Here is a 25,299-nt window from a genome sequence, read left to right as displayed (position 1 = left end):
TCATTGCTCTGCGCGGCGTAACCCACCGAACGGAATCAGTGGTGCCTTACTGGTGGGTTACGGCGCACAAGTCCTGCGTGTATCGACAGGGTTGCACCATGCGCCTAACCCACCCTACGGACGGTTTTTACTTCAACAGCCACTCGTTGAATTTTTCGCCGAGCGATTCACCGTAGTCAGCCCAGAAATCCGAGCCGGCCTGGATGCCTTGATCCAGGTGCGCGGTAGGCAGGTGCGGTGCAGCGCTTTGATCAGCCAACGGCATGGATGATTTGCGGGTTGGGCCGTAGGCGACGTCGGGCATGCCAGCCAGTGGCTTGGAGCCGGTGGCGTAAGCGATGAACTTCAGCGCGAGGTCTTTCTTCTTCGAGCCTTTGACGATGGCCCAGGCGTCGAGGTCGTAGACGTGGCCGTCCCAGACGATGACGAAAGGCTTTTTCTCCTGGCGGATGGCGTCATAGAAACGCCCGTTGGCCGATTGCACCAGCACCGCACCGCCGTCGTTGAGCAGTTGTGGCGCTTGCGACCAAGAGTCGAACCAGACGATGTCCTGCTTGATGGTGTCCAGCTTGGCGAAGGCGCGAGCCTGGCCTTCTGGGGTGGAGAGCACGTCGTAGACTTCACCCGGTGCTACGCCATCCGCTAGCAGCGCCCACTCCATGTTCACTTGTGGGCGTTTGCGCATGGCGCGTTTGCCAGGGATTTTTTTGGTGTCGAAGAAGTCGCTGATGCTCGTGGCTTTGGTGCCACCGATGGTTTTCTCGTTGTAGGCGAAGACCACCGACCAGACGATGTTGCCGACGGCGCAGTCGCTGGCCAGAGCCTCGGGAATGAAGTCCTTCTCGGCCGGTACGCCGTCTACACCTGGCGGCAGGATGTCGCGCGGGATGCTTTCCAGCAGGCCTTCAGAACAGGCGCGCTCAAGATCGATTACTTCGAAGTCGACCACATCCCATTGAATGTTGCCGGACTCGACTTGGGCTTTGATCTCAGCCACGCCACCGGTGTAGTCCTCAAACAGGACCTTGTTGCCGGTGTCCTTCTGGAACGGATCAATCACGTGCTTTTGTTGGGCGGCGCCGTAGGCACCACCCCATGAAACAACGGTCAGGGTTTCCTCTGCGCTGGCGGCGAAACTTGCCGTACCCAGCGCGACGGCGAGGGCGAAGGTGGAAAAGCGGGTGGTCAGTGTTCTAGCCATTGCTGTGCTCCATTGCTTCTTATAGGTCAGGGTGTCGTGTTGACGGGACGATCCAAGGCTTGGCTGTCTTGCGGCAGCCAAGCCAGGGCGACTTCTTCCTTGGCACTGAGTTGCGGGGCGCTGCTGTCATTCATGTTCTTCACCACCAACTCGGTACCGTCGGCGGTCTCGAAGTGGTAGCGAATGTATTCACCGACGTAATGGCGGGTAACGAAGCGCGCCATCACTTGGTTGCCGGTGGTGCCGAGGCGGTCGGTAAAACTGAGTTTTTCCGGGCGTATGGAGACGGTGGTGGGCAGGCCGACTTCGCAGCAGTTGGCTTTCAGGGCGCTGACCAGCCCGCCATCCTCCAGGCGCACCTGCACGCTGTCTTCGCCAACGCTGGCAATCACGCCCTTGAGCTTGTTGCTCTCACCGATAAAGTCGGCGACGAACATGTTGGCCGGTCGCTCATAGAGCACATGGGGCGGCGCGCACTGCTGCACGATGCCGTTATTGAATACGGCGATGCGGTCACTCATGGTCAGGGCTTCGGTCTGGTCGTGGGTCACGTAGATCACGGTGAAGCCGAGTTGCTCGTGCAGGCGTTTGATCTCGAACTGCATTTGCTCGCGCAGTTTTTTGTCGAGCGCGCCGAGCGGTTCGTCCATCAGGACGATGTCGGGCGCGAAGATCAGCGCACGGGCCAGGGCCACGCGCTGGCGCTGACCACCGGAGAGTTGGCCGGGGAAGCGATTGCCGAAATCCAGCAGTTCGACCAGTGAGAGGTACTCGTCGACTTTGGCGCGAATCACCTCCTTGGGCTGCTTGCGGATCTTCAGTGGGTAGGCCAGGTTTTCGCGCAGGGTCATGTGCGGGAACAGCGCGTATTGCTGGAACACCATGCCGATATTGCGTTCATAGGGCGCGATGCTGGTGACCGACCGACCGTTGATGAGGATCTCGCCGCTGGTTACATCCTCGAACCCGGCGAGCATCATCAGGCAGGTGGTTTTACCCGAACCAGAAGGGCCGAGCAGGGTGATGAACTCTCCCTTGGCCACATCCAGGTTGAAGTCTTTGACCACCAGGTTTTTGTGGTCGTAGGTCTTCTTGACGTTGGTGAATTGTAGAAACGCCTTGTCTCCAGCCAGCTCAGCCATACCCCTCCCAAATACGTTGTGCGCAGATTGCAGCTTGTGGCCGTTATCTGAATGCCTAAGTCCTTTCGCACGCTGTTATGGCGTGGCGGAACTTATTTGAATGTTCAAGTTACGCAAGCACTGTGCCAGCCTACCGCCGCTAGGCGCGCGGCTTGCGATGTGAGGCTTAAGCCTAGTCCACTGGCACGGTTGCGCCAGACGGGTGTGGGGGGTGGTAACAGTGCGAGGTAAAAGGAAGCACTTGCCGAGGTGCGCTCTGCAGGTGCGGCTGCCGGCTGGTGGTTGATATTTTGGTGCGCCCGCTCTGGCGTGCTACGGACTTTAGCTAAGGGGCTGAGAGGCTGTTTATGTGGAGAAGCGTTTGCAGGCGTCGGCGGTATTTGAAGCTGCCTGCAGCTGAGCGTGCCGGGTGAGCGGCCCGGCACGCTGAGGATTTAACGTTCGTTACGCATGATGCAGGCCGGGATCTGTTCCAACGGCACTTCGCGGTTGACCGCGCCGAGTTTCCTCGCTTCTTTGGGCATGCCATAAACCACGCAACTGGCTTCGTCCTGGCCATAGGTGAAGGCTCCGGCGTCGAGCATCTCACGCAGGCCGCGAGCGCCGTCATCGCCCATGCCGGTCATGATGATGCCTGTAGCGTTAGCCCCGGCGGCCCGGGCGGTAGAGCGAAACAGCACATCTACCGAGGGCTTGTGCCGACAAACAGGTGGTCCGTCGATGATGTCGACGACGTATTGCGCACCGCTGCGTTTGAGCAGCATGTGCCGTCCGCCGGGGGCAATTAGCGCACGGCCGGGAATGACTCGGTCGCCATGGCGGGCTTCGAGCACTTCAATCTGACACAGGCCGTTGAGGCGTTCGGCGAAGGCGGCGGTGAAGCGCTCTGGCATGTGTTGGACGATGACCATGCCCGGACAGACTCGTGGCAGGGATGTCAGCACATACTCCAGCGCTTGAGTGCCGCCCGTGGAGGTGCCGATGGCGATGATGCGCTCGGTGGTGCGGGTCATCGCGCTGGCGCTGCTGGCGGGCAGGATCGCGTCGGCATTGAGTTTGGCCGCTACGGGTTGCGGTGCTGGTGCCGACAGTCGTTTTAGGCGGGCCACCGATGCAACTTTGATGGCGTTGACTAACTCCTCGGTAGCCTCGACCAGAAACTGTCGCAGGCCGCTTTGCGGCTTGGTGACGATGGCCACCGCGCCGGCCGCGAGCGCCTCCATGGTAGTGGCAGCGCCTTTTTCGGTCAGCGTCGAGCAGATCACCACGGGGGTCGGGCGCTCGGCCATCAGCTTTTTCAGAAAGGAGATGCCGTCCATGCGCGGCATTTCAACGTCCAGCACGATTACATCGGGCCAGTCGCGTTGCATTTTATCCATGGCAAATAGCGGGTCGGCAGCCGTGCCAATGACTTCGATGCCCGCGTATTCGGCCAGGCCAACGCTCAGTACCTGACGCACGACGGCGGAGTCGTCGACGATCATCACTTTGATTTTCTTCATGGTGTTTTAGCCTCGTACTGGCGGCTGGCAACTTGTTGGGGCGAGGGTTGGCGCAGTGAGACGTCGCCGCTGCAAACCTCGAAAATAAGATTGCGGTATCCCTCACCGCCGGCATGTTTGAAATGGCATTGCAGGCCGTGGGCCGCGAGTAGTTCTAAGCCGGCGTTAACATTCATTAGGCCGATGCTTTGCTGCGTCATCGCGCCAGCAAACATATTGCCGCCGCCAAACAGGCTGATGCGGTAGTCGTTCGGCTGGGTGCCGCTGTTACGGATTTCTTTGAGTAGCAGGTGCAGCGCCTCGTCGGCATAGCGGCCATCAAACTGGCCGTTGTGGTTACGCCTGCTAGGCAGCATGTAGTGGCACATGCCACCGAGGCACTCGGCTTTGTGCCAGAGCACCAGCGATACGCACGAACCAAGCAGCGTGCGAATGCGTGTGTAACGGTCACCGAAGTACAGTTCGCCTGGCTGCAGGAAAACGTCGATGACGCCATCTGGCTTATGCATTGGGCTTACGGTAAATCGAAGGGCGCAGTGGCTGCAGCTCGTCACTGATGCCGTTAAGGCTTTCTGAGTGGCTGACGAAGAAGTAGCCCCCCGGGCGCAGTCGTGCGCAGATGCGCTGCACGACCTGGCGCTTGGTCGGTTGATCGAAGTAGATCATCACGTTGCGCAAGAAGACCACATCAAACATGCCTACATCTGGCAGCGGGGTGTTCAGGTTGATCTGGCGGAAGCTGATTCGGCGTTTCAATGCGGGCTCCAAGGTGAAGAACCCGCTGTTGCTGCCGGTGCCTTCTAAACAGTGGCTATGCAGCAATTCCACTGGTATGCCGCTGGCGCCTTCTATGGGGTAAATGCCGCTGCGGGCCTTGTCGAGGATGCGCGTGCTGATGTCTGAGGCGAGAATTTCCCACGGCCGTGCGGGCAGGCAGTCGGCCAGCAGTAGCGCCAGGGTATAAGGCTCTTCGCCGCTGGAGCAGGCCGCACTCCAAATCCGCAGAGGCTGGCTGCCATTACGCAAGTCGTCCTGCAGGCGCTCGCGCAGAAAGTCGAAGTGTTTGGGCTCGCGAAAGAAATAGGTTTCGTTGGTGGTCAGCAGATCGACAGCATTCTGTAGTTCACCTTTGTCTTTCATCAGCATTTGGAAATAATCGCCGTAGCTGTTCATTTCGAAATGCTTCAGGCGCTTGCTTAAACGTCCCGCCACCAGTTGGCGCTTGGCGTCGCTCATAGCAATGCCAGCAATGTTGTAGATCATTTCGCGAAACTGCTGGAACTCGCGGTCACTAAGGCTAAGGGCATTCATTGTGGGCGCTCCATTGCTCAGGCTGACTCGGACAGGTTGTCGGCCGTGGCCAGCAGGCGCATGTCATCCAGTGACAGCACGCGGCCGATGTCGAGTAGTACCACCAGCTTGTCGTCTACCTTGGCAATGCCCAGGAGGAAGTCCGTGCGAACCTGGCCGCCGAAGCCAGGAGGGGGTTCGATATCCTGCAAGGGCACCTCCAGGACGGCGTTCACGGCCTCAACGACGATGCCGATAATCTGGTGAACCTCATCGCGTACCACCTCCAGGATGATGATGCAGGTGCGTCGGCCAATGGATGTTTGGCCTTCGCCGAAGCGTTGACGCAGATCCATGATGGGCACCACGCCGCCGCGCAGATTGATCACCCCGAGAATGCTGGATGGCATTAGCGGGACGGGTGTCAGGTGACCGAATTCAATGATTTCACGAACATTGCGCGTGCCGACGGCGAATATCTCGTCACCGAGGGTGAACGTCAGGTATTGCTGAGCTGTGTCGGGCGCTGTGCTCTGCTTGAAACTGTGCATGAGTCGCTCCAGGGGCACGTCAGGGTGCCCGGTTGCGAAAGTACGGATCGTGGCTGTGCGTCAGTGTTGGAAGCGGATAAAGCCGCTTGGGGTCGCTTTGTTGAACGGCTCATGCTCGGGCTCGCTGATCGCCATCCGCCGGTTAGCATGAGCCGGTTTGGCGAGGTCGCCGCGTCGGCTGGCACCGCCGTCTGCGATCTTGAAGAAGTCCATCAGTTGCTGCAGTTGTTCGGCCTGGCCGCTCATCTCCTCGGCGGTGGCTGCAAGCTCCTCTGAGGCGGAGGCTGATTGTTGAGTAATGTTGCTGAGTTGGTTCATCGCGGTATTGATCTGGCCAACACCGGCACTCTGCTCTTCGGAGGCTGCGGCTATTTCCTGTACCAGGTCCGAGGTTTTGCTGATTGAAGGCAACATTTGGTCTAGCAAGGTGCCGGCGCGCTCGGCCAGGGAGACGCTGTTTTTGGCTACCTCACTGATTTCTTGTGCTGCCACTTGGCTGCGTTCGGCCAGTTTGCGCACCTCAGCGGCGACCACGGCGAAGCCTTTACCATGTTCACCGGCGCGAGCGGCTTCGATGGCCGCATTGAGGGCCAGCAGGTTGGTTTGGTAGGCGATGTCATCGACGATGCCGATTTTATCGGCAATGGTCTTCATCGCTGCCGTGGTGTCGCGTACCGCTTGACCACCTTCGCCGGCTTCGCGCGAAGCCTTGCTGGCCATGCTGTCGGTGACCTTGGCGTTTTCGGTGTTCTGCGCGATTGAGGCCGACATCTGCTCCATCGCGGCGCTGGTTTCTTCGACCGAGGCGGCTTGTTCCGAGGCGCCCTGGCTCATGCTTTGGGCGGTGGAGGAAATCTGCCCGGACGCGCTGGTTAGCGCGTCGGCGTTGCTGCGGACATCGCTGATAATCTGCGCCAGTTTTTCACTCATGCTGCGGATTGCGGCCAGCATGCTGGTGGTGTCGCCCGTTTTGGTTGTCACGCTGGTGGTCAGGTCGCCAGCCGCAATGCGGCTAACAATTTCCATGGCATAAGCAGGCTCGCCGCCCAGCTGACGCAGCAGGTTGCGGGTAATGAAGGTGCCGATTATAGCGATGATGACTAAGGTGATCGCGGCCACAAGGATGGCGATCAGGGTGGCTTGTTGGAGGGCATCTTGTGCCTGGGTACTGCCGGTATTGGCGGCGTTAACGTTGTACTCAAGGTGTTTGCCCAGGTCTCCGCGCAGTACATCAATGACATCGTGCTGCAGAGCGATCATGTCGTCGCGGGCTAGTTCGTTTTCGTTTTTGCGCGAATGCTCGAGCACACTGTCTGCGCCACGTAGGAAGGCACTGATGCCCGTGCGATCGGCATCCAGCAACTGGCTGTCCTGCTCGTCGGAGAGCACCTTGGTGTATTCCTCAATGCTCTGGTTAATCTCGTCACGATTGCTCTTGATGCTTGTTTCGAGCGCTGCCATTGCCTGGTCGTCGGTGGTCAGAATGTGGCCATAGACCAGTTGGATCTGCACGTTGACGGCAGAGCGCAGCTTGTTCAGGGCAACGATACTCGGTACTGAGTTGATGTTGCCGTAGTTGGCCGCGTTGAAGACCTTGTTCATCTGCACATAGGACAAGCCGGATAGCACCAGAATGCCGAGCAAGGCAGAGAGAACAAGAAGGATCATTTTTTTGCTGATAGTCATTTGCTTGCTCCTGCGCGCTCGCGCATATCGGATGATTCATTACCTTGGCCGGCCATTGCGGCAATTTGCTCGACAGACAAAACCTGCTCAATGCGCAGGAGGGTGATGAAGTGGTCGTCCAGGCGCGCCATTTCTTCGATGAACTCAGCAGGAATGCGGCTGCCGAAGGCGGGGGCCTGGCGCATGGCATCTGGGCTGATCTCAACCACGGCGCTTACCGCATCGACTAACGCACCCATTAGGTGGGTTTCTTCTTCGTCAATGATCTCCACGATAACGATGCACGTACGTGCATCGAGTTGGGTCTGGCCGTGGCCGAAGCGCTCGGCCAAGTCGATGATTGGCACGATCAAACCACGCAGGTTGATCACCCCGCGTACCAAGCGGGGCATCATCGGTACGAGGGTGATCTGGCCGTACTCCAGGATTTCGCGCACGCAGTGAGTTGGCACGGCGTACATTTCCTGGTGCACGCGCAGCGTCAGGTACTGGCGCTGCTGTTCTGCCAGCGCCTCATTATTTGCGCTCATTGGCTGATCGAGAGGGCTTTGCATGGTTTAGCTCCTAAAGCGCACAAAACCGCTTTCGTCGTCACTCAGAGTGGGGGCCGGGCGGTGTTGCGGCGTCGCTTGCACTTTGCTGAGTGACACCACGCTGCTGGAGCCCATGCTGCCCAGCTGGAAGAACTGAATCAGCTCTTGCAGGTGAGCTGACTGACCATTCATTTCCTCGGCAGTGGCGGCCAGCTCTTCGGAGGCGGCGGCGTTCTGCTGGGTAATGTCGCTGAGCTGATTCATTGCCGAGGTGATTTGATTGACCCCGGTGCTTTGCTCTTCAGAGGCAGCAGTAATTTCCTGGACCAGGTCCGAGGTTTTGGCGATGGACGGCAGCATGTGGTCCAGCAGGCTGGCTGCGCGCTCTGCCAGCGACACGCTGTTTTTCGCCACTGCACTGATTTCCTGCGCAGCAACCTGGCTGCGCTCGGCTAGCTTGCGTACTTCGGCGGCTACCACGGCAAAGCCTTTGCCGTGCTCGCCGGCGCGGGCGGCTTCGATGGCCGCATTGAGGGCCAGCAGGTTGGTCTGGTAGGCAATGTCATCAACGATGCCGATTTTCTCGGCGATGGTCTTCATCGCTGCTGTGGTGTCGCGCACTGCTTGGCCACCTTCCCTGGCTTCGCAAGAGGCCTTGCCGGCCATGCCGTCGGTGATCTTGGCGTTCTCGGTGTTCTGCGCGATCGAGGCGGACATCTGCTCCATGGCGGCGCTGGTTTCCTCTACCGAGGCTGCCTGGCTGGAGGCTGCGTGGCTGAGGCTTTGCGCAGTGCTGGAGATTTCCTCGGCGGCACCGCTGAGCATGCTGGTGGACTGGTTCACTTGGCTGATGATGTCGCTAAGTTTGCTCAGGGTGGCGTTCAGCGACTGTTGCAGGTCGTGCATTTGACCTTGATAAGAGCCTTGCATGTTGCGGGTCAGGTCACCTTCGGCAAGCGCCGCGATGACGCTCATGGCTTCGCTCAACGGCACAACGATGGCCTCAAGCGTGGCGTTGATGCCATCGACGATGCGGCGGAAGTCACCCTGATGGCGGCTGGAGTCGGCGCGGGTATCAAGTCGGCCGCGCTGGGCGTCCTGGCTGAGCGTTTGGGTGTCCTCGATCAGGGCAAGAACGTTGGTGCGCAGTTGTTCGATGTTTTCGTTAATGAAGGCTTTTTTACCAGGGAACTGCTCCAGCGGTTGGTTCAGGTCGCCCTCACTGATGGCCTTAACGCAGGCCATGGCTTTTTTCTTGACGCTGATGTGCCCGGCGACCATGACGTTGATGCCACGGGCGATTTCGCCATAAGCCCCTTGGAAGCGCGCAGCATCAATCACCACGTCGATATCGCCCTTGTCGTGCTCTTCGGACATATGGCGCATTTCACTCATCAGGTTTGTCAGGTTGCTGCGCAGGGTCTCGATGGTCTCGTTGATGAAGGCCTTCTTGCCCGGGAACTGCTCCAGCGGTTGGTGCAGGTCGCCTTCACTGATGGCCTTGACGCAGGCCATGGCTTTTTTCTTAACGCTGATGTGGCTGGCGACCAGCTCATTGATGCCGTGAGCCAGTTCGCGGTAAACACCGGGGCGCTGGGCGTTGAGGGTCGCGTCGATATCGCCTTTGGCGTGCGCATCGGACATCTGCTGCAGGTCACTGAGCAGGCTGGCGACATGGGTAGTGGTCTGTAGCTGATGTGCTAACAGCGACCCAGGCTGTGCTTGGGGGCGGTTTTGGGTGAGCAGATTGCCTTCGGCCAGTTGGCTGGCGAGGCCTAGCAGTTGTTGCTCATCGGCACCGAGCAGGCTGTCGAGTTGGCTGTAGAGCAGCCATCCTTGTACGCCAATCGCGGCGGCGGCGACCAAGGCGATATAGATGCCATAGGCGGCCGACTGGGGGAGCAGGGCTAGCAGGATCAGCGCGATCAGCGCAGTTGCGACCAGGGCCGCGATACGGTTTTTTAGGTTCATTGCACGGTGCTCCTGATGTTACTGGATAGGGGGCGATTGCTGCTGTTGCGGGTGACCTGTGTGAGCAGGCCGGGAATGTCGAGAATCAGCGCCACTGCGCCGCTACCGAGGATGGTGAAGCCGCTCAGTGCCGGGACTTGGCAGAACACCTTGCCGAGCGGCTTGATCACTGTTTGGAACTCACCTAAGAGCTGGTCCACCACCAGGCCGGCGCGTACGCCGGCGTAGCTGACTACCACGACGTTTTCACGGCGTGGTGGCTGGCTGTGGTCCTCGAACAACTGGCGCAGGCGAATAAAGGGCAGAACGTCGCCGCGCAGGTCTAGGTGTTCCTGGCCGGCGAGTTGTTCAGTCGGTAATTCGATGCATTCCTCGACGATGTCCAGGGGGACGACATAGCTGGATTGGCCGACGCTGATGAGGAAACCGTCGATGATTGCCAGGGTCAGGGGCAGGCGAATGCGGACGCTGGTGCCCTGGCCTAGGCTGCTGTCCAGCTCGACAGTGCCGCGTAGGGCGGTGATGTTGCGTTTGACCACGTCCATGCCAACGCCGCGGCCGGAGAGGTTGCTCACCTGCTCTGCCGTGGAGAAGCCTGGCTCGAAGATCAGGTTGTAGATTTCTTTGTCACTGAGTTGCTGGCCTTCGCTGACCAGGCCACGCTGTATGGCCTTGTTGAGGATTTTTTGTGGGTTGAGGCCGCCGCCGTCATCGGACACTTCGATTACGATGCCGCCTGCTTCGTGGTGGGCGTTTAGGCGTACCACGCCCTGTAGCGGTTTACCGGCGGCACGGCGGGCTTCAGCCGATTCGATACCGTGGTCCATGGAGTTGCGTACCAGGTGGGTGAGGGGGTCACCGATTTTCTCCACCACGGTTTTGTCCAGCTCGGTATCGCCGCCGCTGATCTGCAGCACGATGTCTTTGCCGAGTTCTCGGGAAACGTCACGCACCACGCGCTGGAAGCGATTAAAGGTTGCACCGATTTGCACCATGCGCAGGGTTAAGGCGCTATCGCGCACATCCTCTACCAAGCGCGATAGGGTCTCGGTGGATTCGCACATCTCGAGTAGGCCGCTGCTCTGCGCAAGCATGCGGGTATTAGCACCGGCAATGATCAACTCGCCAACCAGATTGATCAGCTGGTCGAGTTTGCTGGCGTCCACCCGGATCAGGTTTGCCTCGTTGTTGGTGCGTGTGTTTTCTTTGGTGGCGCGTGCTGGGGCTTCTGCGGCGGCGTTAGTCGGTGCGGTTTCTTCTGGGCTGTTCTCCGGTTGCTGCGCCTGCTCAAACGCATCAAGCGCCAGGCTGCCACAACGCACCAGACGCTCGACCTGACAGTCGCCTTCGGCGGCCCGTTCTTCGATCAGTTCTCGGAAGGCGGATAGCGGCGCGCCGGGTGGCAGGATGCGAATGCTGCCCTCCTCGCGGACGAATTCAAATGCCCCTTCAATCGCGCTTTGCTCTGCCTGGGATGCAAATGCCACTTCCAGCCCGAGGTAGCAGCTCTCTGGGTCGAGAGCCTCAAGTGACGGCAGGTGGTCGAGCACCGGCTCAACATGCAGGATGCTGCCCAGGGTGCCGAGGTAGCGCAAAAAGGCCAGTGGGTCCATGCCGTTGCGCAGGGTGTCGGTGCCAAAGCGCAGTGACAGATGCCAATGGCCAGGCGCGCCGATGCTGTTGGACGTTGCTGGTTGCGCAGTGCTCGCCGCTGGCTGGCTGGCCGGTTGTTTATCGAGGTATTGGCTCAACTCTTGGATGAGTTCTGCCTCGGTCGCGCGGGTCGCCTCGGGCAGTCCGGCCAGGCCATTGCCATCGGCCAGTTGGTTGATGAGTCCGGCCAGGTGATCGCCAACATTGAGCATCAAGGCGATGAGGTCGCTGTTGAACCGCAGGTCGCCCGAACGCACCCGGTCGAGCACGCTTTCGGCAACGTGGGTGAAGGCGACGATGGAGTCGAAGCCGAATAAGCCCGCCGAGCCTTTGATGGTGTGCGCAGTGCGAAAAATCGCGTTGATCCGCTCGGGGTCGTCGGGTGCCTGCTCAATTTGCAACAGTGCGTCTTCCATCTGTTGCAGCAGTTCTCGGCTTTCGGCAATGAAGGTGCCGATTACGCTGTCGAGATCCATTAGTGCGCCTCCTGTGGCTGCAGTCGGTCGCTTAGGCCGCTCAGTTGCAGCAGCTCGGTAATGGGCGTACTGGCCCCGATGAACTGCAGGGGGATGTCCATGCGCTGTGCCTGCTCTTGGGTTGCCAGCAGCAGTTGCAGGCCGGCGCAGTCAAACTCTTCAATTTGGCTCAGGTCGATCTGCAGGGCGATGGCACCCTGTAAGGCGGCGCTCAGTTGCGGCTTGGTGTCGGCGGCGGTGTAGATGCTCAGGGCGCCTTCAAGTATCAGCTGGCGCGTGTCGTCAGGGAGCGAAGTAGCAGGCATGGTGTACCTCCTGGCTCAGGGCAGAATCAGTTTGGAGACGGCCGTCAGCATTTGCGCCGGCTGGAATGGTTTGACGACCCAGGCCTTGGCCCCGGCTGCCTGGCCTTCGCCTTTTTTGCCGTCGCCCGCTTCAGTGGTCAGCATGATCACCGGGGTGAATTTGTAGTTGGGCAGTTGCTTGACGTTCTTCAGGAAGGTGATGCCGTCCATGTTCGGCATGTTCACGTCGCTGATGATCAGGTGAACCTTGCGCCCGTCGAGCTTGGTCAGGGCGTCCTTGCCGTCGACACCTTCGATAACGTCGTAGCCGGCATTTTTTAGGGTCATACCGACTACCTGGCGGATGGAGGCGGAGTCGTCGACGATGAGAATGGTCTTGGCCATGATTGGTCCTCAGAAAAAAGTAATGTCGGAATCGCTGCTGGCGGCGGGACTGCTCTGGCCATGGTGGATGGCATGCTGTTCGGGCGTGGTGTAGGTGTGTGACAGGTCATCCAGCCAACCACGTGCGTCGATGTGGTTGTTGGGCTCGCTCAGGCGCAGGCCGAGTTTCTCGATGTCGTCGCGCATATGGCCGAGCATCTGGCTGACTCTGTCTTGGAACTGCAGCGCGACCAGAACTTCGGATATTTCGCCACCCACCTCCTGGTTTTGGCTGTGCAGCGCGTTGCCGTGCTCGACCAGACGGGTGACCCCGTTGCGGAAGTCTGCAATGACCTGGCGAATCACCTCGCTGGCGTTGCCTAGGGTGTTGGTGTCGCGGCTGGCGTGCTCGTTGGAGACCTGCAAGGTGCGTTCGATGGCGGAGCTGACGGTGCCGATGGTCTCGCCGATGCGCCGGCCAGTTTCTTCGGAAAGCGTGGAGAGCTTGCGCACTTCGTCGGCGACCACGGCGAAGCCACGCCCGGCTTCACCGGCCCGTGCGGCTTCGATGGCGGCATTTAGCGCGAGCAGGTTGGTTTGCTTGGCGACGTCGCCGACTTCTTTGGCCATGAACCTGAGCTGAGCGGTGTGGCTGTTGAGGCTGACAACCTCGGCGAGCAGGGTTTCTTTGCTGTTGAGGGCCAAGCGCAACTGGCTGACGATTTCTTCCAGCTCACGCTCACTACCGGCCAACAAGTTGAGCAGGGTGTCATTGTCGTATTGCGCGCCGGTGCCGACTGCCGCGCTGATGCGCTGAGCCAGGTGGGTGAAGCGTTCGCTGAGTGCATCGATGGCGGTCTGGGTGTGCTGGCGGGCGGCATCAATCTGTTGCGACCAGATGGGGGTGATCGCACGGCAGAGGTCAGGCAGGCCTGCAACGTGACGTTCGGCTTCTTCAGCTTGGCCCTGATTAATGCCTTGCTGTTGCGCCTGCAGCAAGGCTTGGGCCTGAATGGCGGCGGAGTGGCGCAGGCACAGGTAAACCAGCGCGCCAGGCAGCAGTGCACCGGCCAGCCAGTAGAAAGAGGGCACTTGTTCGGCCACCCAGAGCAGCAGCAAACAACTGCCGCTCGATATAGCGGTCGGTAGCCAGAGGGCTGTGGCAGAAGAGGTCGGGTTGGTCACGTTCGCACTCCATTGGACAACGGGACCGCGCATACAGGGCTGAGCGGCTGTTGTCAGAATGGAGTCAAGGGCCGGGGGGAAATATCGGGGGAGTCCGATGATGGCATCGGGACATTCTGCTTTTTTGTAGGGTTTTCCCTACTCGGCGAGTCCCTGTGCTACGGCGTATTTGATGATTTCGGCGTTGCAGCTGAAGCCCATCTTGTCCATCAGGCGGGCCTTGTGAGTGCTGACGGTCTTGTTGCTGATGACCAGGCGTTCGGCGATCTGGTTGACGCTTAGCCCCTTGGCGAGCATGCGCAGGATCTGGTATTCGCGGTCCGAGAGGTTCTTTAGCGCATCCTCTTCCGTGGACGTGCTGGAGAATGCCAGTTGTTCGGCGATGCGCGGGTCCAGATAGCGTCCGCCGGTAGCCATTCGGTGAATCACGGCGAGCAGCGTTTCCGGGTTGTGATCCTTGGTCAGGTAGCCACCGGCACCGGCCTTGAGTGCACGTTGGGCAATCTGCGGCTCGTTGTGCATGCTCAGTACCAGAATAGGTAGCTTGGCATGATGGGCATGCACGCGAGCGATGAGGTCTTCGCCACTCAAGCCAGGCATGCTCATATCCAGCAATAACAGGTCGACTGCTGTGTCGCGCAGCCGTTCGAGAACCTGGGCACCGTTTTCTGCCTCGGCCACCACCTGCAGGTGCTTATCGAACTCGATCAGTTGTTTGAGCCCGCCGCGCATGATGGCGTGGTCGTCAGCGATAAGAATTCGGATCACTTGGCCTCCTTAGGGCGCTCGGCGGGAAAGGTAGCTTGTACGGTGGTGCCTTGTCCTGGGTGACTGAAAATCACGACTTCTCCGCCTAAACTGATGCCCCGTTCGCGCATGCCGGCCAGCCCTAGTGAGCGTTTATTGACCAGGTCTATGTCGAATCCGCGTCCGTTGTCGGTGATGTCCAGTCTGTAAAGGTCGTCGAGTTGTTCAAGGCTGACCTCCACTCGGCTGGCCCCGGAATGCCGAGCAACGTTGTTTAGGGCTTCCTGTACAACACGGAAGGCTTTCGTTGCTTGCTCATCGGTGAGTGTTGGTTCGCCGCTATGGGTGGTGAACTCGCAGTCGATTTGGCTGTGCTGGCGGAACTCGCCAATCAACCACTCCAGCGCTGGATACAGCCCCATGTTGAGGGCTGCTGGGCGCAGGCTGGTGGCAATGGAGCGAACCACCTGAATCGTGCGGTCGCACAAGCCCATAAGTCGTTCTACCTTGTCCTCCAGGCCGGGTGCTTGTTCGCCAAACTGCAGGCGCAGCATCGAGATACCCATGCGCAGAGCGGTGAGATGCTGACCCAGTTCGTCATGGATCTCTTGGGCGATCAGCTTGCGTTCTTCCTCGCGGGCCGACTCGCGGCGGCTGGTCAGTTCGCGCAATTGCTGGTTACTTTCCGAGAGACGCCGCTCTGCCTTGCGGATGCCGGTGATATCGCGGCCCATCGACAGAACGCTAGTCACTTCTCCGCTGGTGTTGAATTCCGGGACCAGTTGCACGAGGTAATGATGTTGCTGGTCGGGCGGGCCATCTATCCCGTGGATTAGTTCCTCCTCCATTGAGGTGGCGCTGCTGGCAACTTCTCTTACCATGTCCGCGAGGATGTCTATTTGCGAGTTATCACCGAAGGCATCGCGTGCCGGGCGTCCGCGTGCCTCGACCAGCGGTAGCTGGCAGAGTGCTTCAAGGGCCGGGTTGGCGTAGATCAGGTGGAAGTCGGGAGTGAGACGGCCGATTGCATCGTGGGTGTTTTCGATCAGCGCGCGGAACTTGCGTTCGTTGTAGCGCAGGCTTGCTGCCATGCGCTGCTGGTCGGTGACATCGTGAATAAGCGCCAGGCTGTAGCCGCGCCGGTCATAGAGGAACCGGTTGAACTGTACCGAGACATGGTAGCGAGCCGTGTCGGCGGGGTGGACCAGCTCCAGGGAGAGTGCGCGTTGCATCTCGATGACCTCGCGCAGGTCTTCGTCACTGTGCAGGCCCAGCGGTGCCAGGGCCTGGCCAATGCCTTGGCCGAGCAAATACTGCCTGGCCTGACCGAGCAGGCGACTGGCAGCCTCGTTGATGTAGCGGATGCAGAGTTGATCATCCAGTAGCAGCACGCCGTCAGCGGTGTAATCCAAGGCAAAGCTGAGCAGGTAGACCTGTTCAGCGCGTTCGTGGGTGGTACGCGGTGGTTCCAGGCGGATCAGGTAGTGACTGATAGACGTATCGTCGATGGAGATTGGGCAGAGGCTGAGACGTGACCATAAATAGTCTCCGCCTTCGCGCTGTAAGCGAACCTCTCCGCAGGGGGTGTCTGCTTGCTGGCGTAAAGCCTGGTCCCGGGCATAGCGGCAGGCTCCCCGGTCTTGTGGGTGCAACAGCTCTTCCAGTGTCTTACCCAGCAGTGCTTGCTGTGAGCAGTGGAGTAACTGGGCCAGTGCCGGATTGGCTTGCTGCAGCCGACCGCTAAGGTCGATCAGCGCCATCCCTAACGGCGCTGATTCGAAGACCTTACTGAATAAAGCTTCATCCTGTTTGCAATCGCTCACGGCCACTCCCCTTGTCCCAAGCCTGTCCAGTATGGGTCAAGTTTTGCGAGGCTGCCGCTTTGCGCCGCTATCTAGCTATTGGGCAGCAGGCGCACCGTTAGGCTCTTGATGTAGCGAGTTTCGGCGATGGCTGGGTGTACCGGATGGTCCGGACCCTGGGCACCGCGTTCGAGCAACTGGATATTGCGGTCCAGGTGGCGGGCGCTGGTCAGCAGAATGTTTTGCAGGTCGTCTTCGGGCAGGTGCATGGAGCAGCTGGCGCTGATCAGGATGCCGTCCTTATTGAGCAGGCGCATGGCCTGTTCGTTGAGGCGGCGGTAAGCGCCTTCACCGTTCTTCAGGTCTTTCTTGCGTTTGATGAACGCGGGTGGGTCGGCGACGATCACGTCAAAGCGCTCTTCCGAGGCTTTGAGTTGTTTCAGTGCTTCGAAAACATCGCCCTCAACGCAGGCGACCTGGTCGGTCAGGCCGTTCAGTGCGGCATTACGCTCCACGCCGTCCAGAGCGAAGCTAGAGGCGTCCACACACATCACATCACTGGCACCAAAGGCCGCCGCTTGCACACCCCAGCCGCCGATGTAGCTGAACAGGTCGAGTACGCGCTTGCCCTTGACGTAAGGGGCCAGACGCGCACGGTTCATGCGGTGATCGTAGAACCAGCCGGTCTTCTGGCCTTCGATTACCGGTGCTTCGAACTTCACGCCGTTCTCTTCCAGGGCGACCCACTCAGGGACCACGCCAAATGGTGTTTCGACATAGCGCTCCAGGCCTTCGGCATCGCGCGCGGCCGAGTCATTCTTGAGCAGGATGCCGCTGGGTTTGCATACCTGAATCAAGGCCGCGAGCACGTCATCCTTGTGCCGCTCCATGGCCGCTGACGCCAGCTGCACCACGAGGATGTCAAAGAAGCGATCAACCACTAAGCCTGGTAGCAGGTCGGAGTCGCCGTACACCAGGCGGTAGCAGGGCTTGTCGAACAAGCGATCGCGCAGGCTCAGGGCGACATTGATGCGGTGTACCAGCAGCGATTTGTCCAGTACATGTTTGACGTCACGCGACAGCAGGCGCGCGCAGATCAGGTTATTCGGGCTCATCGCAACGATGCCCAGCGGTTTGCCACCTGTGGTTTCGAGGATGGCTTGGTCGCCCGCCGCGAAACCGTTAAGAGGGGTGGCGGCAACGTCGATTTCGTTGCTGTAGACCCACAGATGGCCGGCGCGCAGGCGTCGATCGGCGTTGGCTTTCAGGCGCAGGCTGGGCAGGGACATGCTGGGGGACTCCGAAAAAAGAGCGGAATTATAACGGGTATTAGGGGCTGTGGTGCTTCATCGCTGCAATGCGGCCGTGAACGAAGCGGCAACAGACCCTCGCGCTGCGGCGGTTTACAAAACTCACCTGTGGAAGTCCTGACACTTTAGCTAGACTGTCTATCACTTCACATTCTGGTCGTGTCCGTCATGCCTCAAGAGCTTTCCGCCGAATATATCCAGCAAGTGCTGCAGGGCATTAGCGTGCCGCCGCAGCCGCAAATCATGGTGGATTTGCAGATGGAGCAGGTGATGCCCAATCCGGACTTGCGTGCGATTGCCAAGCTCATCAGCCACGATCCGGGCTTGTCCGGGGCTTTGCTGAAGCTGGTTAACTCGCCGTTCTTTGGGCTGGCTAACCGCATCGCCTCGATTCAGCAGGCCGTCAACTTGCTCGGCTGCAACACGGTGATCAACCTGATTAATGCGCAGTCAATCCGCGGCGAGCTGACCGATGAGACCATCGTGACCCTCAACCGCTTCTGGGATACCGCGCAGGATGTGGCCATGACCTGCCTGACCCTAGCCAAGCGCATCGGCTACCACTCGCCGGATGAGGTCTACACCCTCGGCCTGTTTCACAATTGCGGCATTCCACTGATGGTAAAACGTTTCCCGGATTATATGACGGTGCTGGAAGAGGCCTATGCCTGTGCCACCGGTGATGTGCGCGTGGTGGATACCGAGAACCGCTTGCTTAACACCAACCATGCGGTGGTGGGGTATTACACGGCCAAATCGTGGAACTTGCCGCTGCACCTGTGTGAAGCGATAGCCAGTCACCATAACGCGCTGGCGATTTTCACTGAGGATTCCAGTCGCGATGCGCAACTGAAAACCCTGCTGGCGGTTTTGAAGATGGCCGAGCATATCTGTGCCACTCACAAGGTGCTTGGTAGTCAGGCGGTCGATCACGAATGGCAAAGTATTGAACAGCTGGTGCTGGAGTACGTTGGCTTATCCGAGTACGACTTTGAGAACCTCAAAGAAAGCATTCGCGATATGGGTGCGGGCTAGGGTCTGTTGCCGTTTCACTCGCTGCAACGCGGCTCGCGATGAAACGGCAACAGGCCTTGCCGCCCACTTGCCTTACTCGTCGCTAGGGGGCATTCCTGCTAAGGTGAGCGCCCGTTTGGACTGCTCAGCCCGATTACTGCCATGCCAGAACTTCCTGAAGTAGAAACCACGCGTCGCGGCATCGCCCCTTACCTTGAGGGGCAGCGCGTCAGCCGGGTGATTGTGCGCGAGCGCCGGTTGCGCTGGCCGATCCCTGAAGACCTGGATATCCGGCTTTCCGGGCAACGTATCGAGGGTGTCGAGCGGCGTGCCAAGTACCTGCTGATCAAGGCCGAGACTGGCACCTTAATCAGTCATTTGGGTATGTCTGGCAGCCTACGGCTGGTTGAGTGTGGTCTGCCAGCGGCCAAGCACGAACACGTTGATATCGAGCTGGAGTCGGGGCTGGCGCTGCGCTATACCGATCCGCGCCGGTTCGGCGCGCTGCTCTGGAGTGTCGATCCTCTGCAGCATGTGTTGCTGAGCAAACTAGGGCCGGAGCCTTTGACCGAGCTGTTCGATGGCGATCGTTTGTTCAAGCTGTCTCGCGGTCGGGGCATGGCGATCAAACCCTTCATTATGGATAACGCGGTAGTCGTGGGCGTGGGCAATATCTATGCGAGCGAGGCGCTATTTGCTGCAGGTATCGACCCGCGCCGTGAGGCGGGGACGGTGTCACGAGCGCGTTATCTGAAACTGGCGGATGAGATCAAACGAATCTTGGCGCATGCCATTGAGCGTGGCGGCACCACCTTGCGCGACTTTGTGGGCGGCGATGGGCAGCCGGGTTATTTCCAGCAGGAACTGTTTGTTTATGGGCGTGGCGGCGAGTTCTGCAAGAACTGCGGCAACACCCTGCGCGAGATAAAGCTGGGCCAGCGCGCCAGCGTTTATTGCCCGCGTTGCCAGCGCTAGCCGCGCGGCATCCGGTTGGCGGCCGGCGTGAGCTGAATATATAAAAATAAGACACTACCGAGGTGTTGATGTCCGGTAACTATTTGCCCCGTAACCCACTGGCGCAGTGGGTTGGTCGGGTAACGCTCCAGTTGATGGGATGGCGTGTCGAAGGCGAACTGCCAAAGCTCGATAAGTTTGTCGTGATTGGCGCGCACCACACGTCCAATTGGGATTTCGTGATTTTTATCGCCGTGAAATTCGTCCTGCGCCTGAATGCCCGCTGGTTTGGTAAACACACGATCTTTCGCTGGCCGTTTGGCGCGCTGATGCGTCTGTGGGGTGGCATCGCCATTCGTCGCGAGCGCCAGGTTAATACCGTCGAGCAAGCCGTGCGTGCTTTCGCTGAACATGAGCAGTTCATGCTAATTTTGTCGCCGGAAGGCACACGCAAGAAGGTCGAGCGCTGGAAGATGGGCTTCTATCACATCGCCCTAGGAGCCGGCGTGCCGATTGTGCTGGGAGCTCTGGATTATTCGCGGCGCTGTGTCTGTATTGGTCCGACCTTTATGCCGACGGGAGATGAGACGGCTGATCTCCAGGCGATGCTGGCGTTTTACCGACCGTTCATTCCGAAAAAACCTGAATATGCCTTTTATGGCGATTGACGTCCGTCACGCTGACAATTGCCAATGCACTGTTATAGTTAGCTCCACCGCCTCCTAATAGCTGAAGGATCGCCCCATGAAACTGTTCCGTTCCACCGCTGCTGCTTTGGCACTGACCACTGGCTTACTGGCCCTGCCGGCTTACGCTGAGGTGGCGGATAACACCAGCGGTGACCCTCTTTACACGGCTAATGCACCTAAAGCCTTTTCGATGATTGGTGATTTGCTGATTGCGCGGCCGCTGCTTATCGGGGCAACCGCCATTGGTGCTGTGGCATTTGTTGTGAGCCTGCCGTTCACGGCTGCAGGCGGCAATATTGGCGAGGCCGGCAAGGCGCTGGTTGTTGAGCCAGGTAAAGAGGCGTTCGTACGCTGCCTGGGCTGCACCACCAGTGGCTATCGCAAGGACTGATAGTTCTTTTGTTCTGCCTGCGCTGCTGCCTTTTGGTCAGCAGCTGAATTATTGCGGTGCGGCCGGTGTGACTACTGCCGTACCGATGCCGCGGCGGTCGCTAGCGGCTTCAACCTTGCCATCTTGCTTGTTCCACAACAGCACCTGCTGATTGCCGTATGGCCGCCCGGTCGACTTCAGTTGATGCCCTAGCGCTTGTAACGCTGCGATTTCTACTGGGGTAAACGTGTCGGGCTCATGCTCAATCACATCAGGACGGTATTGGTGGTGGAAGCGAGCACGGTTTGGCCAGCGCTCGATGGGTTGTTTATCCAGGTATTCCAGCATCGCCAGCAGCACCATGCTGGGAATCCGGCTGCCGCCTGGCGTGCCGAAGCTGGTGAACGCTTCAGGGCTTTCAATAAAGCTCGGGCTCATGCTCGACAGCGGTCGTTTGCCGGCGGCGATGCTGTTGGCTTGGCTGCCGCTCAGGCCATAGGCGTTGGCACCTTGCACGTCGGCGGCAAAATCATCCATCTCATTGTTTAGCAGTACGCCAGTGCCCGGCACGGTAAAGGCCGCGCCAAAGGGCAGGTTGACCGATAACGTGGCCGCTACCGCATTGCCTTCGGCATCGAGCACCGAAAAATGGGTGGTGTGGTCGCCTTCATGCCAGGGCGCGGCCGGCGGTAGGCTGTCGCTCGGTGTGGCGTGTTGTGGGTCAATGCTGGTCGCCAATTGCTTCAGGTAGTCAGGTGCTAGCAGCTGGTTCAGCGGATTAGTGACAAAATCGGGGTCGCCCAGCAGGCCGCGGTCGCGGTACACGCGGCGCAGTGTTTCGACTATCAGGTGGGTGCGCAGGACGGAGTCGGCTTGTTGCCAAGGCAGTTGCTGCAGCATCAGTAAGCTTTGCCCCAGTGCGACACCACCAGCGGAGGGTGGCGGCGCGCTGATCAGTTCGCGGCCATGCTCAAGCTGCACGCGCAGTGGTTGGCGTTCGACAATGCGGTAGTCGGCGAGGTCTTTGAGTGACCAAATGCCGCCGGCATCACGCACTGATTTGACCAGCTTTTGCGCCATGCTCCCGCCATAGAAGCCTTGTGGGCCCTCTGCGGCCAGTTGCTCAAGCGTGTGGGCCAGTTCAGGTTGGCGCAGCAGGCCGAACTCTGCGGGAATCTCTCCCTTGTCGAGGAAGAGGCGTGCAGTCTCCGCATCATTGCGCATGGCCTCGATGCGCCAGCCGGCGCGCTCGCGATAAACCCGGTCAATGCTGACGCCGCTGCGTGCCAGGCGAATGGCTGGGGCGAGCGAGTCGCGCAGCGGCAGACGGCCGAAGCGCTCTGCCAGTTGCACCAAGGCCGCCGGTAGACCGGGGATGGCGGCAGCAAGCGCACCATCGAGTGACAGGCGCGGCTGTACTTCGCCATCAACCTTGTAGAGGTCGGCATTGGCAGCCAGCGGTGCTCGCTCTCGGGCATCAAGAAAACGGAAGGTGGGTGTTTCGCCGGCTTCGCGCAGGAGAAAGAAGCCGCCGCCGCCAAGCCCGGAGCCATAGGGCTCGACCACGGCCAACGCGGCGCTGATGGCCACTGCGGCATCGAAGGCATTGCCGCCCAGCGCCAGGATTTCCTGTCCGGCCACGGTGGCCGCCGGGTGCGCGGTGGCGATAGCTATGCGTTCGGGGCGCGCCGTTGCATGTAGATCAAGGGCGCAGAATAGGGCAAGCACACCGGCCAGGGTTCGCCAGATTAGGCGGTTGCGGATCTGCAGGCTCATGGTTTGGCAGGCCTTTGGATAGTGTTGCGAGCGGAGGCTAGGCGCGGTGAAATCAGCGAGAGCAGTAGCTCTCTACCGATCTTTTAAGCCTTGCCGGTGATGATCATGTACTTCTGCATCAGCTCATCCTTGCTCTCGACATTGTTCTCATCGAGCGGGATGCAATCCACTGGGCAGACCTGCTGGCACTGGGGTTCGTCATAGTGACCAACGCATTCGGTGCACAGGTTGGGATCGATTTCATAAATTTCTTCGCCCTGGGAAATTGCAGCATTAGGGCATTCAGGTTCGCAGACGTCGCAGTTGATGCAGTCGTCGGTGATGATCAGGGACATGACAGAACCACTCCTGCTGCAGCCCCGGGGCGCAGCCTAGATGTGCACAGATAACGATGGTGCAAAGTGTGCCGTATCAGGGCCGCGTATGCACGCGGCCTGGCTGTAATGGCTTAGCGCTTGAACCGTTCGGTCAGTGCAGCGGCCACGGCAGGGTGTACGAAATTGGTGATATCACCACCCAGCGCGGCGATTTCACGCACCAGTGTCGAGGAGATAAACGAATATTTTTCCGACGGCGTGAGAAACAGGCTTTCCACATCGGGCGCCAGCTGGCGATTCATGTTGGCGAGCTGGAATTCGTATTCAAAATCAGACACCGCGCGCAGGCCGCGCAGAAATACATTCGCGCCTTGCTCTTTGGCAAAGTGTGCGAGCAGGGTCGAGAACCCCACCACTTCGACATTCGGCAGGTGCTTGGTAACTTCGCGTGCCAGCTCGACACGTTGCTCCAGGCTGAACAGCGGATTCTTTTTCGGGCTGGCAGCCACTGCAATGATCACGCTGTCAAACAGCCGCGCGGCCCGTTCGACCAGATCGCCGTGCCCCTTGGTGATGGGGTCGAAGGTGCCTGGGTATAACACTCGATTCATCGTGACGTCCTGGCGGGTCCGTTGGGAGGCGGATGGTAGCGCAGCGCTTCCTTGCGGCCAAGTCGGTCACCGATTAACAAGGGCATTCATGGGCCTAGCACGCCTCGTGAATGCCCCGCTATCAGGCGTTTTTGAGGCGTTCAGCGAGTTTGCTCGCGAGTTTGGCGGTTAAGCCATAGATCGACAGTTGAGGGTTGGCGCCGATGCTGGTGGGGAACAGCGAGCCGTCATGGATCGACAGGTTGCTCAGTTGATGATGGCGGCCCAGGCTGTCTGTTACCGCATGCTGTGGGTCTTCGCCCATGGCACAACCGCCCATCACATGGGCGCTACCGAGGCGGGTGCGGTATAGCTCCAGACTAAGGCTGTCGATCAGGCTTTTCGCTTCGCCCAGGGTCTTCACGTAGCCGGCATCGGCATGCAGTGGCAGCACAGCCTTGGCGCCGGCGGCAAATTGAATTTCTGCCATCGTATGGAAGGCGCGACGCACGCCGTCCCAGGTGTAATCGGTCATCTGGTAGTCGAGTACGGGGCTGCCATCACCGCGCAGCTCGACCTTGCCTTCGGCGCTGTCCGGGTGGAAACCGTCACGTAGCAAGGCGAGCATTGCGTTGGTATTGGGCAGCTGTTCCATGCGCATGGCGTTATCCACGCCGAAGCGCCCGAGCAAGGTTGCTGTGAGTGCTGGCTGCAGCGGCGGCACCTCTAGCTTGTAAGACATGCGCCCCGTGGTGCCGTCATCCCACTGAAAATGGTCAGAGTAGATTGATTGCGGCGCGCCATAGAAGGGGTTGATCACCTGATCAAACAGTGCAGCGGAGAAGTTGACGAGGTGCAGGTAGGTGCGTTTGCCCGTGCGCTTATGCGGGTCGGGCGCGCCAGAGCGCAGCAGAAGCCCTGGGGTGTTGATGCCACCACCCGAGAGCACATAGTGCTTGGCCTTGACCGTTATTTTGCGACCGTTGGGGGTGACGCAGCGTTCATCCATGCCCAGGCATTCGATACCACTGACCTTGTCGCCGTCCAGCAGCAAGCGTTCGGCGCGTGCGAGATAGAGCAGCTCGCCGCCTTTCTCAAGGGTTGCTGGAATGGTGGTGACCAACATCGACTGCTTGGCGTTGGTTGGGCAGCCCATGCCGCAATAACCGAGGTTCCAGCAGCCGCGCACGTTACGCGGGATAACATGCCAGGTGTAGCCAAGCTTTGCACAGCCGTTGCTGATAACGGCGTTGTTGGCGTTGGGCGGCACGGCCCACGGTGCGACGCCCAGGCGCTGCTCCATTTGCTCGAACCAGGGGGCCATTTCTTCGGGGCTATGGCCTTTTACGCCGTGCTCCTTGGCCCAGTGCTCCAGTGTTGCGGCGGGTGTGCGAAAGCTTGAGGTCCAGTTAATCAAGGTGGTGCCGCCCACGGCGCGGCCCTGCATGATGGTAATCGCGCCATCCTTGCTCATGCGCCCAATGCCTTCCTGGTAGAGGTTGGCGTAGGCCTTATCTTCAAGCATTTTGAAGTCGTCGCTGGTTTTCAGCGGGCCTTCTTCGATAAGCAGCACCTTAAAGCCTGCGGCGCTGAGGATTTCGGCGGTGGTGCCGCCACCTGCGCCGCTGCCAACGATGGCAACGTCCGCTTCGAGGGTCAGGTCACTGTCCAGGCGCGAACCGTTGTAGGTCTTCCAGCCGCTGGCCAGGCCTTGCTTGAAAATATCGGGTACAGGCATTTTCAGATTCTCTTTTTTATGATCGCGCTGCATAAAAGGTTGAGCGAGCTAGAGCCAGGCTAGGCGCAGATGCGCGAGGACGCGGAGTTTACGAGTTGTAAATGAGCAGTCCGAGCGCATCTGCAACAACGCCT

General features: G+C 59.5%; 23 protein-coding genes and 2 pseudogenes. 4 read left to right on the top strand and 21 right to left on the bottom strand.

Annotated elements, in window-relative coordinates; genetic code table 11:
- Nucleotides 1–127 precede the first annotated feature (127 nt).
- The 17 genes and pseudogenes from VCA57_RS07010 to VCA57_RS06930 form a co-directional block, all read right to left on the bottom strand.
- The gene (locus tag VCA57_RS07010) at nt 128–1,201 is read right to left on the bottom strand and encodes an ABC transporter substrate-binding protein (RefSeq protein WP_411184250.1); all 1,074 of its coding nucleotides are present in this window, start codon (nt 1,199–1,201) and stop codon (nt 128–130) included.
- 26 nt (nt 1,202–1,227) lie between these two features.
- Nucleotides 1,228–2,343: an ABC transporter ATP-binding protein gene (locus VCA57_RS07005; RefSeq protein WP_411184249.1), complete on the bottom strand. Its 1,116-nt coding sequence runs from the start codon at nt 2,341–2,343 to the stop codon at nt 1,228–1,230.
- A 434-nt stretch (nt 2,344–2,777) separates the two neighbouring features.
- Nucleotides 2,778–3,845, bottom strand: a complete 1,068-nt coding sequence (locus VCA57_RS07000; protein ID WP_411184248.1) for a protein-glutamate methylesterase/protein-glutamine glutaminase — start codon at nt 3,843–3,845, stop codon at nt 2,778–2,780.
- Nucleotides 3,842–4,354 carry a chemotaxis protein CheD gene (locus VCA57_RS06995; protein ID WP_411184247.1) on the bottom strand — a complete coding sequence of 171 codons (513 nt, stop codon included), beginning with the start codon at nt 4,352–4,354 and terminating at the stop codon, nt 3,842–3,844. The genes VCA57_RS07000 and VCA57_RS06995 overlap by 4 nt, the downstream gene beginning before the upstream one ends.
- Nucleotides 4,347–5,156: a CheR family methyltransferase gene (locus VCA57_RS06990; RefSeq protein WP_411184246.1), complete on the bottom strand. Its 810-nt coding sequence runs from the start codon at nt 5,154–5,156 to the stop codon at nt 4,347–4,349. The genes VCA57_RS06995 and VCA57_RS06990 overlap by 8 nt, the downstream gene beginning before the upstream one ends.
- 17 nt (nt 5,157–5,173) lie before the next feature.
- Nucleotides 5,174–5,686: a chemotaxis protein CheW gene (locus VCA57_RS06985; protein ID WP_411184245.1), complete on the bottom strand. Its 513-nt coding sequence runs from the start codon at nt 5,684–5,686 to the stop codon at nt 5,174–5,176.
- Between the two features lie 60 nt (nt 5,687–5,746).
- Nucleotides 5,747–7,372: a methyl-accepting chemotaxis protein gene (locus VCA57_RS06980; protein WP_411184244.1), complete on the bottom strand. Its 1,626-nt coding sequence runs from the start codon at nt 7,370–7,372 to the stop codon at nt 5,747–5,749.
- On the bottom strand, nt 7,369–7,926 hold the full coding sequence (locus VCA57_RS06975) for a chemotaxis protein CheW (RefSeq protein WP_411184243.1): 558 nt from the start codon (nt 7,924–7,926) through the stop codon (nt 7,369–7,371). The genes VCA57_RS06980 and VCA57_RS06975 overlap by 4 nt, the downstream gene beginning before the upstream one ends.
- 3 nt (nt 7,927–7,929) lie before the next feature.
- A pseudogene (locus VCA57_RS06970) lies at nt 7,930–8,769 on the bottom strand (methyl-accepting chemotaxis protein); the annotation flags it as partial.
- Nucleotides 8,770–8,787: 18 nt separating this feature from the next.
- Nucleotides 8,788–9,549 (bottom strand): annotated as a pseudogene (locus VCA57_RS06965) (methyl-accepting chemotaxis protein); the annotation flags it as partial.
- A 323-nt stretch (nt 9,550–9,872) separates the two neighbouring features.
- Entirely contained in the window at nt 9,873–12,005 is a 2,133-nt protein-coding gene (locus VCA57_RS06960) for a chemotaxis protein CheA (protein WP_411184242.1), read from the bottom strand.
- Nucleotides 12,005–12,310: a lipid asymmetry maintenance protein MlaB gene (locus VCA57_RS06955; protein ID WP_411184241.1), complete on the bottom strand. Its 306-nt coding sequence runs from the start codon at nt 12,308–12,310 to the stop codon at nt 12,005–12,007. The genes VCA57_RS06960 and VCA57_RS06955 overlap by 1 nt, the downstream gene beginning before the upstream one ends.
- A gap of 15 nt (nt 12,311–12,325) precedes the next feature.
- Entirely contained in the window at nt 12,326–12,694 is a 369-nt protein-coding gene (locus tag VCA57_RS06950) for a response regulator (protein ID WP_411184240.1), read from the bottom strand.
- Nucleotides 12,695–12,703: 9 nt separating this feature from the next.
- Complete coding sequence (locus tag VCA57_RS06945) at nt 12,704–13,891, bottom strand: methyl-accepting chemotaxis protein (RefSeq protein WP_411184239.1); 1,188 nt, start codon at nt 13,889–13,891, stop codon at nt 12,704–12,706.
- A gap of 105 nt (nt 13,892–13,996) precedes the next feature.
- Complete coding sequence (locus VCA57_RS06940) at nt 13,997–14,626, bottom strand: response regulator (protein ID WP_411184238.1); 630 nt, start codon at nt 14,624–14,626, stop codon at nt 13,997–13,999.
- Complete coding sequence (locus tag VCA57_RS06935; protein ID WP_411184237.1) at nt 14,623–16,428, bottom strand: PAS domain-containing protein; 1,806 nt, start codon at nt 16,426–16,428, stop codon at nt 14,623–14,625. Before VCA57_RS06935 ends, VCA57_RS06940 begins: the two co-directional genes overlap by 4 nt.
- Before the next feature lie 71 nt (nt 16,429–16,499).
- A complete protein-coding gene (locus VCA57_RS06930) occupies nt 16,500–17,696 on the bottom strand; it encodes a class I SAM-dependent rRNA methyltransferase (RefSeq protein ID WP_411184236.1) in 1,197 nt (398 codons plus the stop codon).
- Between the two features lie 243 nt (nt 17,697–17,939).
- Between VCA57_RS06930 and VCA57_RS06925 the strand changes: the two genes are divergently transcribed.
- The 4 genes from VCA57_RS06925 (at nt 17,940) to VCA57_RS06910 (ending at nt 20,765) form a co-directional block, all read left to right on the top strand.
- Nucleotides 17,940–18,752, top strand: a complete 813-nt coding sequence (locus tag VCA57_RS06925; RefSeq protein ID WP_411184312.1) for an HDOD domain-containing protein — start codon at nt 17,940–17,942, stop codon at nt 18,750–18,752.
- A 141-nt stretch (nt 18,753–18,893) separates the two neighbouring features.
- Nucleotides 18,894–19,706 carry a bifunctional DNA-formamidopyrimidine glycosylase/DNA-(apurinic or apyrimidinic site) lyase gene (gene mutM / locus VCA57_RS06920; RefSeq protein ID WP_411184235.1) on the top strand — a complete coding sequence of 271 codons (813 nt, stop codon included), beginning with the start codon at nt 18,894–18,896 and terminating at the stop codon, nt 19,704–19,706.
- Between the two features lie 68 nt (nt 19,707–19,774).
- Nucleotides 19,775–20,353, top strand: a complete 579-nt coding sequence (locus tag VCA57_RS06915) for a lysophospholipid acyltransferase family protein (RefSeq protein ID WP_411184234.1) — start codon at nt 19,775–19,777, stop codon at nt 20,351–20,353.
- 76 nt (nt 20,354–20,429) lie between these two features.
- Nucleotides 20,430–20,765: a multidrug transporter gene (locus VCA57_RS06910; RefSeq protein ID WP_411184233.1), complete on the top strand. Its 336-nt coding sequence runs from the start codon at nt 20,430–20,432 to the stop codon at nt 20,763–20,765.
- Nucleotides 20,766–20,813: 48 nt separating this feature from the next.
- Here the strand turns inward: VCA57_RS06910 and ggt are convergent, their stop codons facing one another.
- The 4 genes from ggt to VCA57_RS06890 all read right to left on the bottom strand — a co-directional run bounded on the left by ggt (nt 20,814) and on the right by VCA57_RS06890 (nt 25,165).
- Nucleotides 20,814–22,520: a gamma-glutamyltransferase gene (ggt, locus tag VCA57_RS06905; RefSeq protein WP_411184232.1), complete on the bottom strand. Its 1,707-nt coding sequence runs from the start codon at nt 22,518–22,520 to the stop codon at nt 20,814–20,816.
- 83 nt (nt 22,521–22,603) lie between these two features.
- Nucleotides 22,604–22,855 (bottom strand): YfhL family 4Fe-4S dicluster ferredoxin, encoded by a 252-nt coding sequence (locus VCA57_RS06900; protein WP_411184231.1) that lies wholly within the window; start codon nt 22,853–22,855, stop codon nt 22,604–22,606.
- A 113-nt stretch (nt 22,856–22,968) separates the two neighbouring features.
- The gene (gene coaD, locus VCA57_RS06895; RefSeq protein ID WP_411184230.1) at nt 22,969–23,448 is read right to left on the bottom strand and encodes a pantetheine-phosphate adenylyltransferase; all 480 of its coding nucleotides are present in this window, start codon (nt 23,446–23,448) and stop codon (nt 22,969–22,971) included.
- A 121-nt stretch (nt 23,449–23,569) separates the two neighbouring features.
- Nucleotides 23,570–25,165: a GMC family oxidoreductase N-terminal domain-containing protein gene (locus tag VCA57_RS06890; RefSeq protein WP_411184229.1), complete on the bottom strand. Its 1,596-nt coding sequence runs from the start codon at nt 25,163–25,165 to the stop codon at nt 23,570–23,572.
- Nucleotides 25,166–25,299 lie beyond the last annotated feature (134 nt).

Origin of the sequence: Pseudomonas sp. (genome assembly GCF_046581935.1) — a bacterium.
GTDB lineage: Bacteria > Pseudomonadota > Gammaproteobacteria > Pseudomonadales > Pseudomonadaceae > Aquipseudomonas.
This window is presented reverse-complemented; position numbering and strand designations above follow the sequence as displayed.

Excerpts from the sequence above, each read along its gene's own strand:
- VCA57_RS07005 (WP_411184249.1), bottom strand. The coding sequence starts at position 2,343 with ATGGCTGAGCTGGCTGGAGACAAGGCGTTTCTACAATTCACCAACGTC.
- VCA57_RS06960 (WP_411184242.1), bottom strand. The coding sequence starts at position 12,005 with ATGGATCTCGACAGCGTAATCGGCACCTTCATTGCCGAAAGCCGAGAA.
- VCA57_RS06985 (WP_411184245.1), bottom strand. The coding sequence starts at position 5,686 with ATGCACAGTTTCAAGCAGAGCACAGCGCCCGACACAGCTCAGCAATAC.
- VCA57_RS06890 (WP_411184229.1), bottom strand. The coding sequence starts at position 25,165 with ATGCCTGTACCCGATATTTTCAAGCAAGGCCTGGCCAGCGGCTGGAAG.
- VCA57_RS06980 (WP_411184244.1), bottom strand. The coding sequence starts at position 7,372 with ATGACTATCAGCAAAAAAATGATCCTTCTTGTTCTCTCTGCCTTGCTC.
- mutM (WP_411184235.1), top strand. The coding sequence starts at position 18,894 with ATGCCAGAACTTCCTGAAGTAGAAACCACGCGTCGCGGCATCGCCCCT.
- ggt (WP_411184232.1), bottom strand. The coding sequence starts at position 22,520 with ATGAGCCTGCAGATCCGCAACCGCCTAATCTGGCGAACCCTGGCCGGT.
- VCA57_RS06930 (WP_411184236.1), bottom strand. The coding sequence starts at position 17,696 with ATGTCCCTGCCCAGCCTGCGCCTGAAAGCCAACGCCGATCGACGCCTG.
- VCA57_RS07000 (WP_411184248.1), bottom strand. The coding sequence starts at position 3,845 with ATGAAGAAAATCAAAGTGATGATCGTCGACGACTCCGCCGTCGTGCGT.
- VCA57_RS07010 (WP_411184250.1), bottom strand. The coding sequence starts at position 1,201 with ATGGCTAGAACACTGACCACCCGCTTTTCCACCTTCGCCCTCGCCGTC.
- VCA57_RS06915 (WP_411184234.1), top strand. The coding sequence starts at position 19,775 with ATGTCCGGTAACTATTTGCCCCGTAACCCACTGGCGCAGTGGGTTGGT.
- VCA57_RS06955 (WP_411184241.1), bottom strand. The coding sequence starts at position 12,310 with ATGCCTGCTACTTCGCTCCCTGACGACACGCGCCAGCTGATACTTGAA.
- VCA57_RS06950 (WP_411184240.1), bottom strand. The coding sequence starts at position 12,694 with ATGGCCAAGACCATTCTCATCGTCGACGACTCCGCCTCCATCCGCCAG.
- VCA57_RS06990 (WP_411184246.1), bottom strand. The coding sequence starts at position 5,156 with ATGAATGCCCTTAGCCTTAGTGACCGCGAGTTCCAGCAGTTTCGCGAA.
- VCA57_RS06910 (WP_411184233.1), top strand. The coding sequence starts at position 20,430 with ATGAAACTGTTCCGTTCCACCGCTGCTGCTTTGGCACTGACCACTGGC.
- VCA57_RS06945 (WP_411184239.1), bottom strand. The coding sequence starts at position 13,891 with ATGCGCGGTCCCGTTGTCCAATGGAGTGCGAACGTGACCAACCCGACC.
- VCA57_RS06900 (WP_411184231.1), bottom strand. The coding sequence starts at position 22,855 with ATGTCCCTGATCATCACCGACGACTGCATCAACTGCGACGTCTGCGAA.
- coaD (WP_411184230.1), bottom strand. The coding sequence starts at position 23,448 with ATGAATCGAGTGTTATACCCAGGCACCTTCGACCCCATCACCAAGGGG.
- VCA57_RS06975 (WP_411184243.1), bottom strand. The coding sequence starts at position 7,926 with ATGCAAAGCCCTCTCGATCAGCCAATGAGCGCAAATAATGAGGCGCTG.
- VCA57_RS06995 (WP_411184247.1), bottom strand. The coding sequence starts at position 4,354 with ATGCATAAGCCAGATGGCGTCATCGACGTTTTCCTGCAGCCAGGCGAA.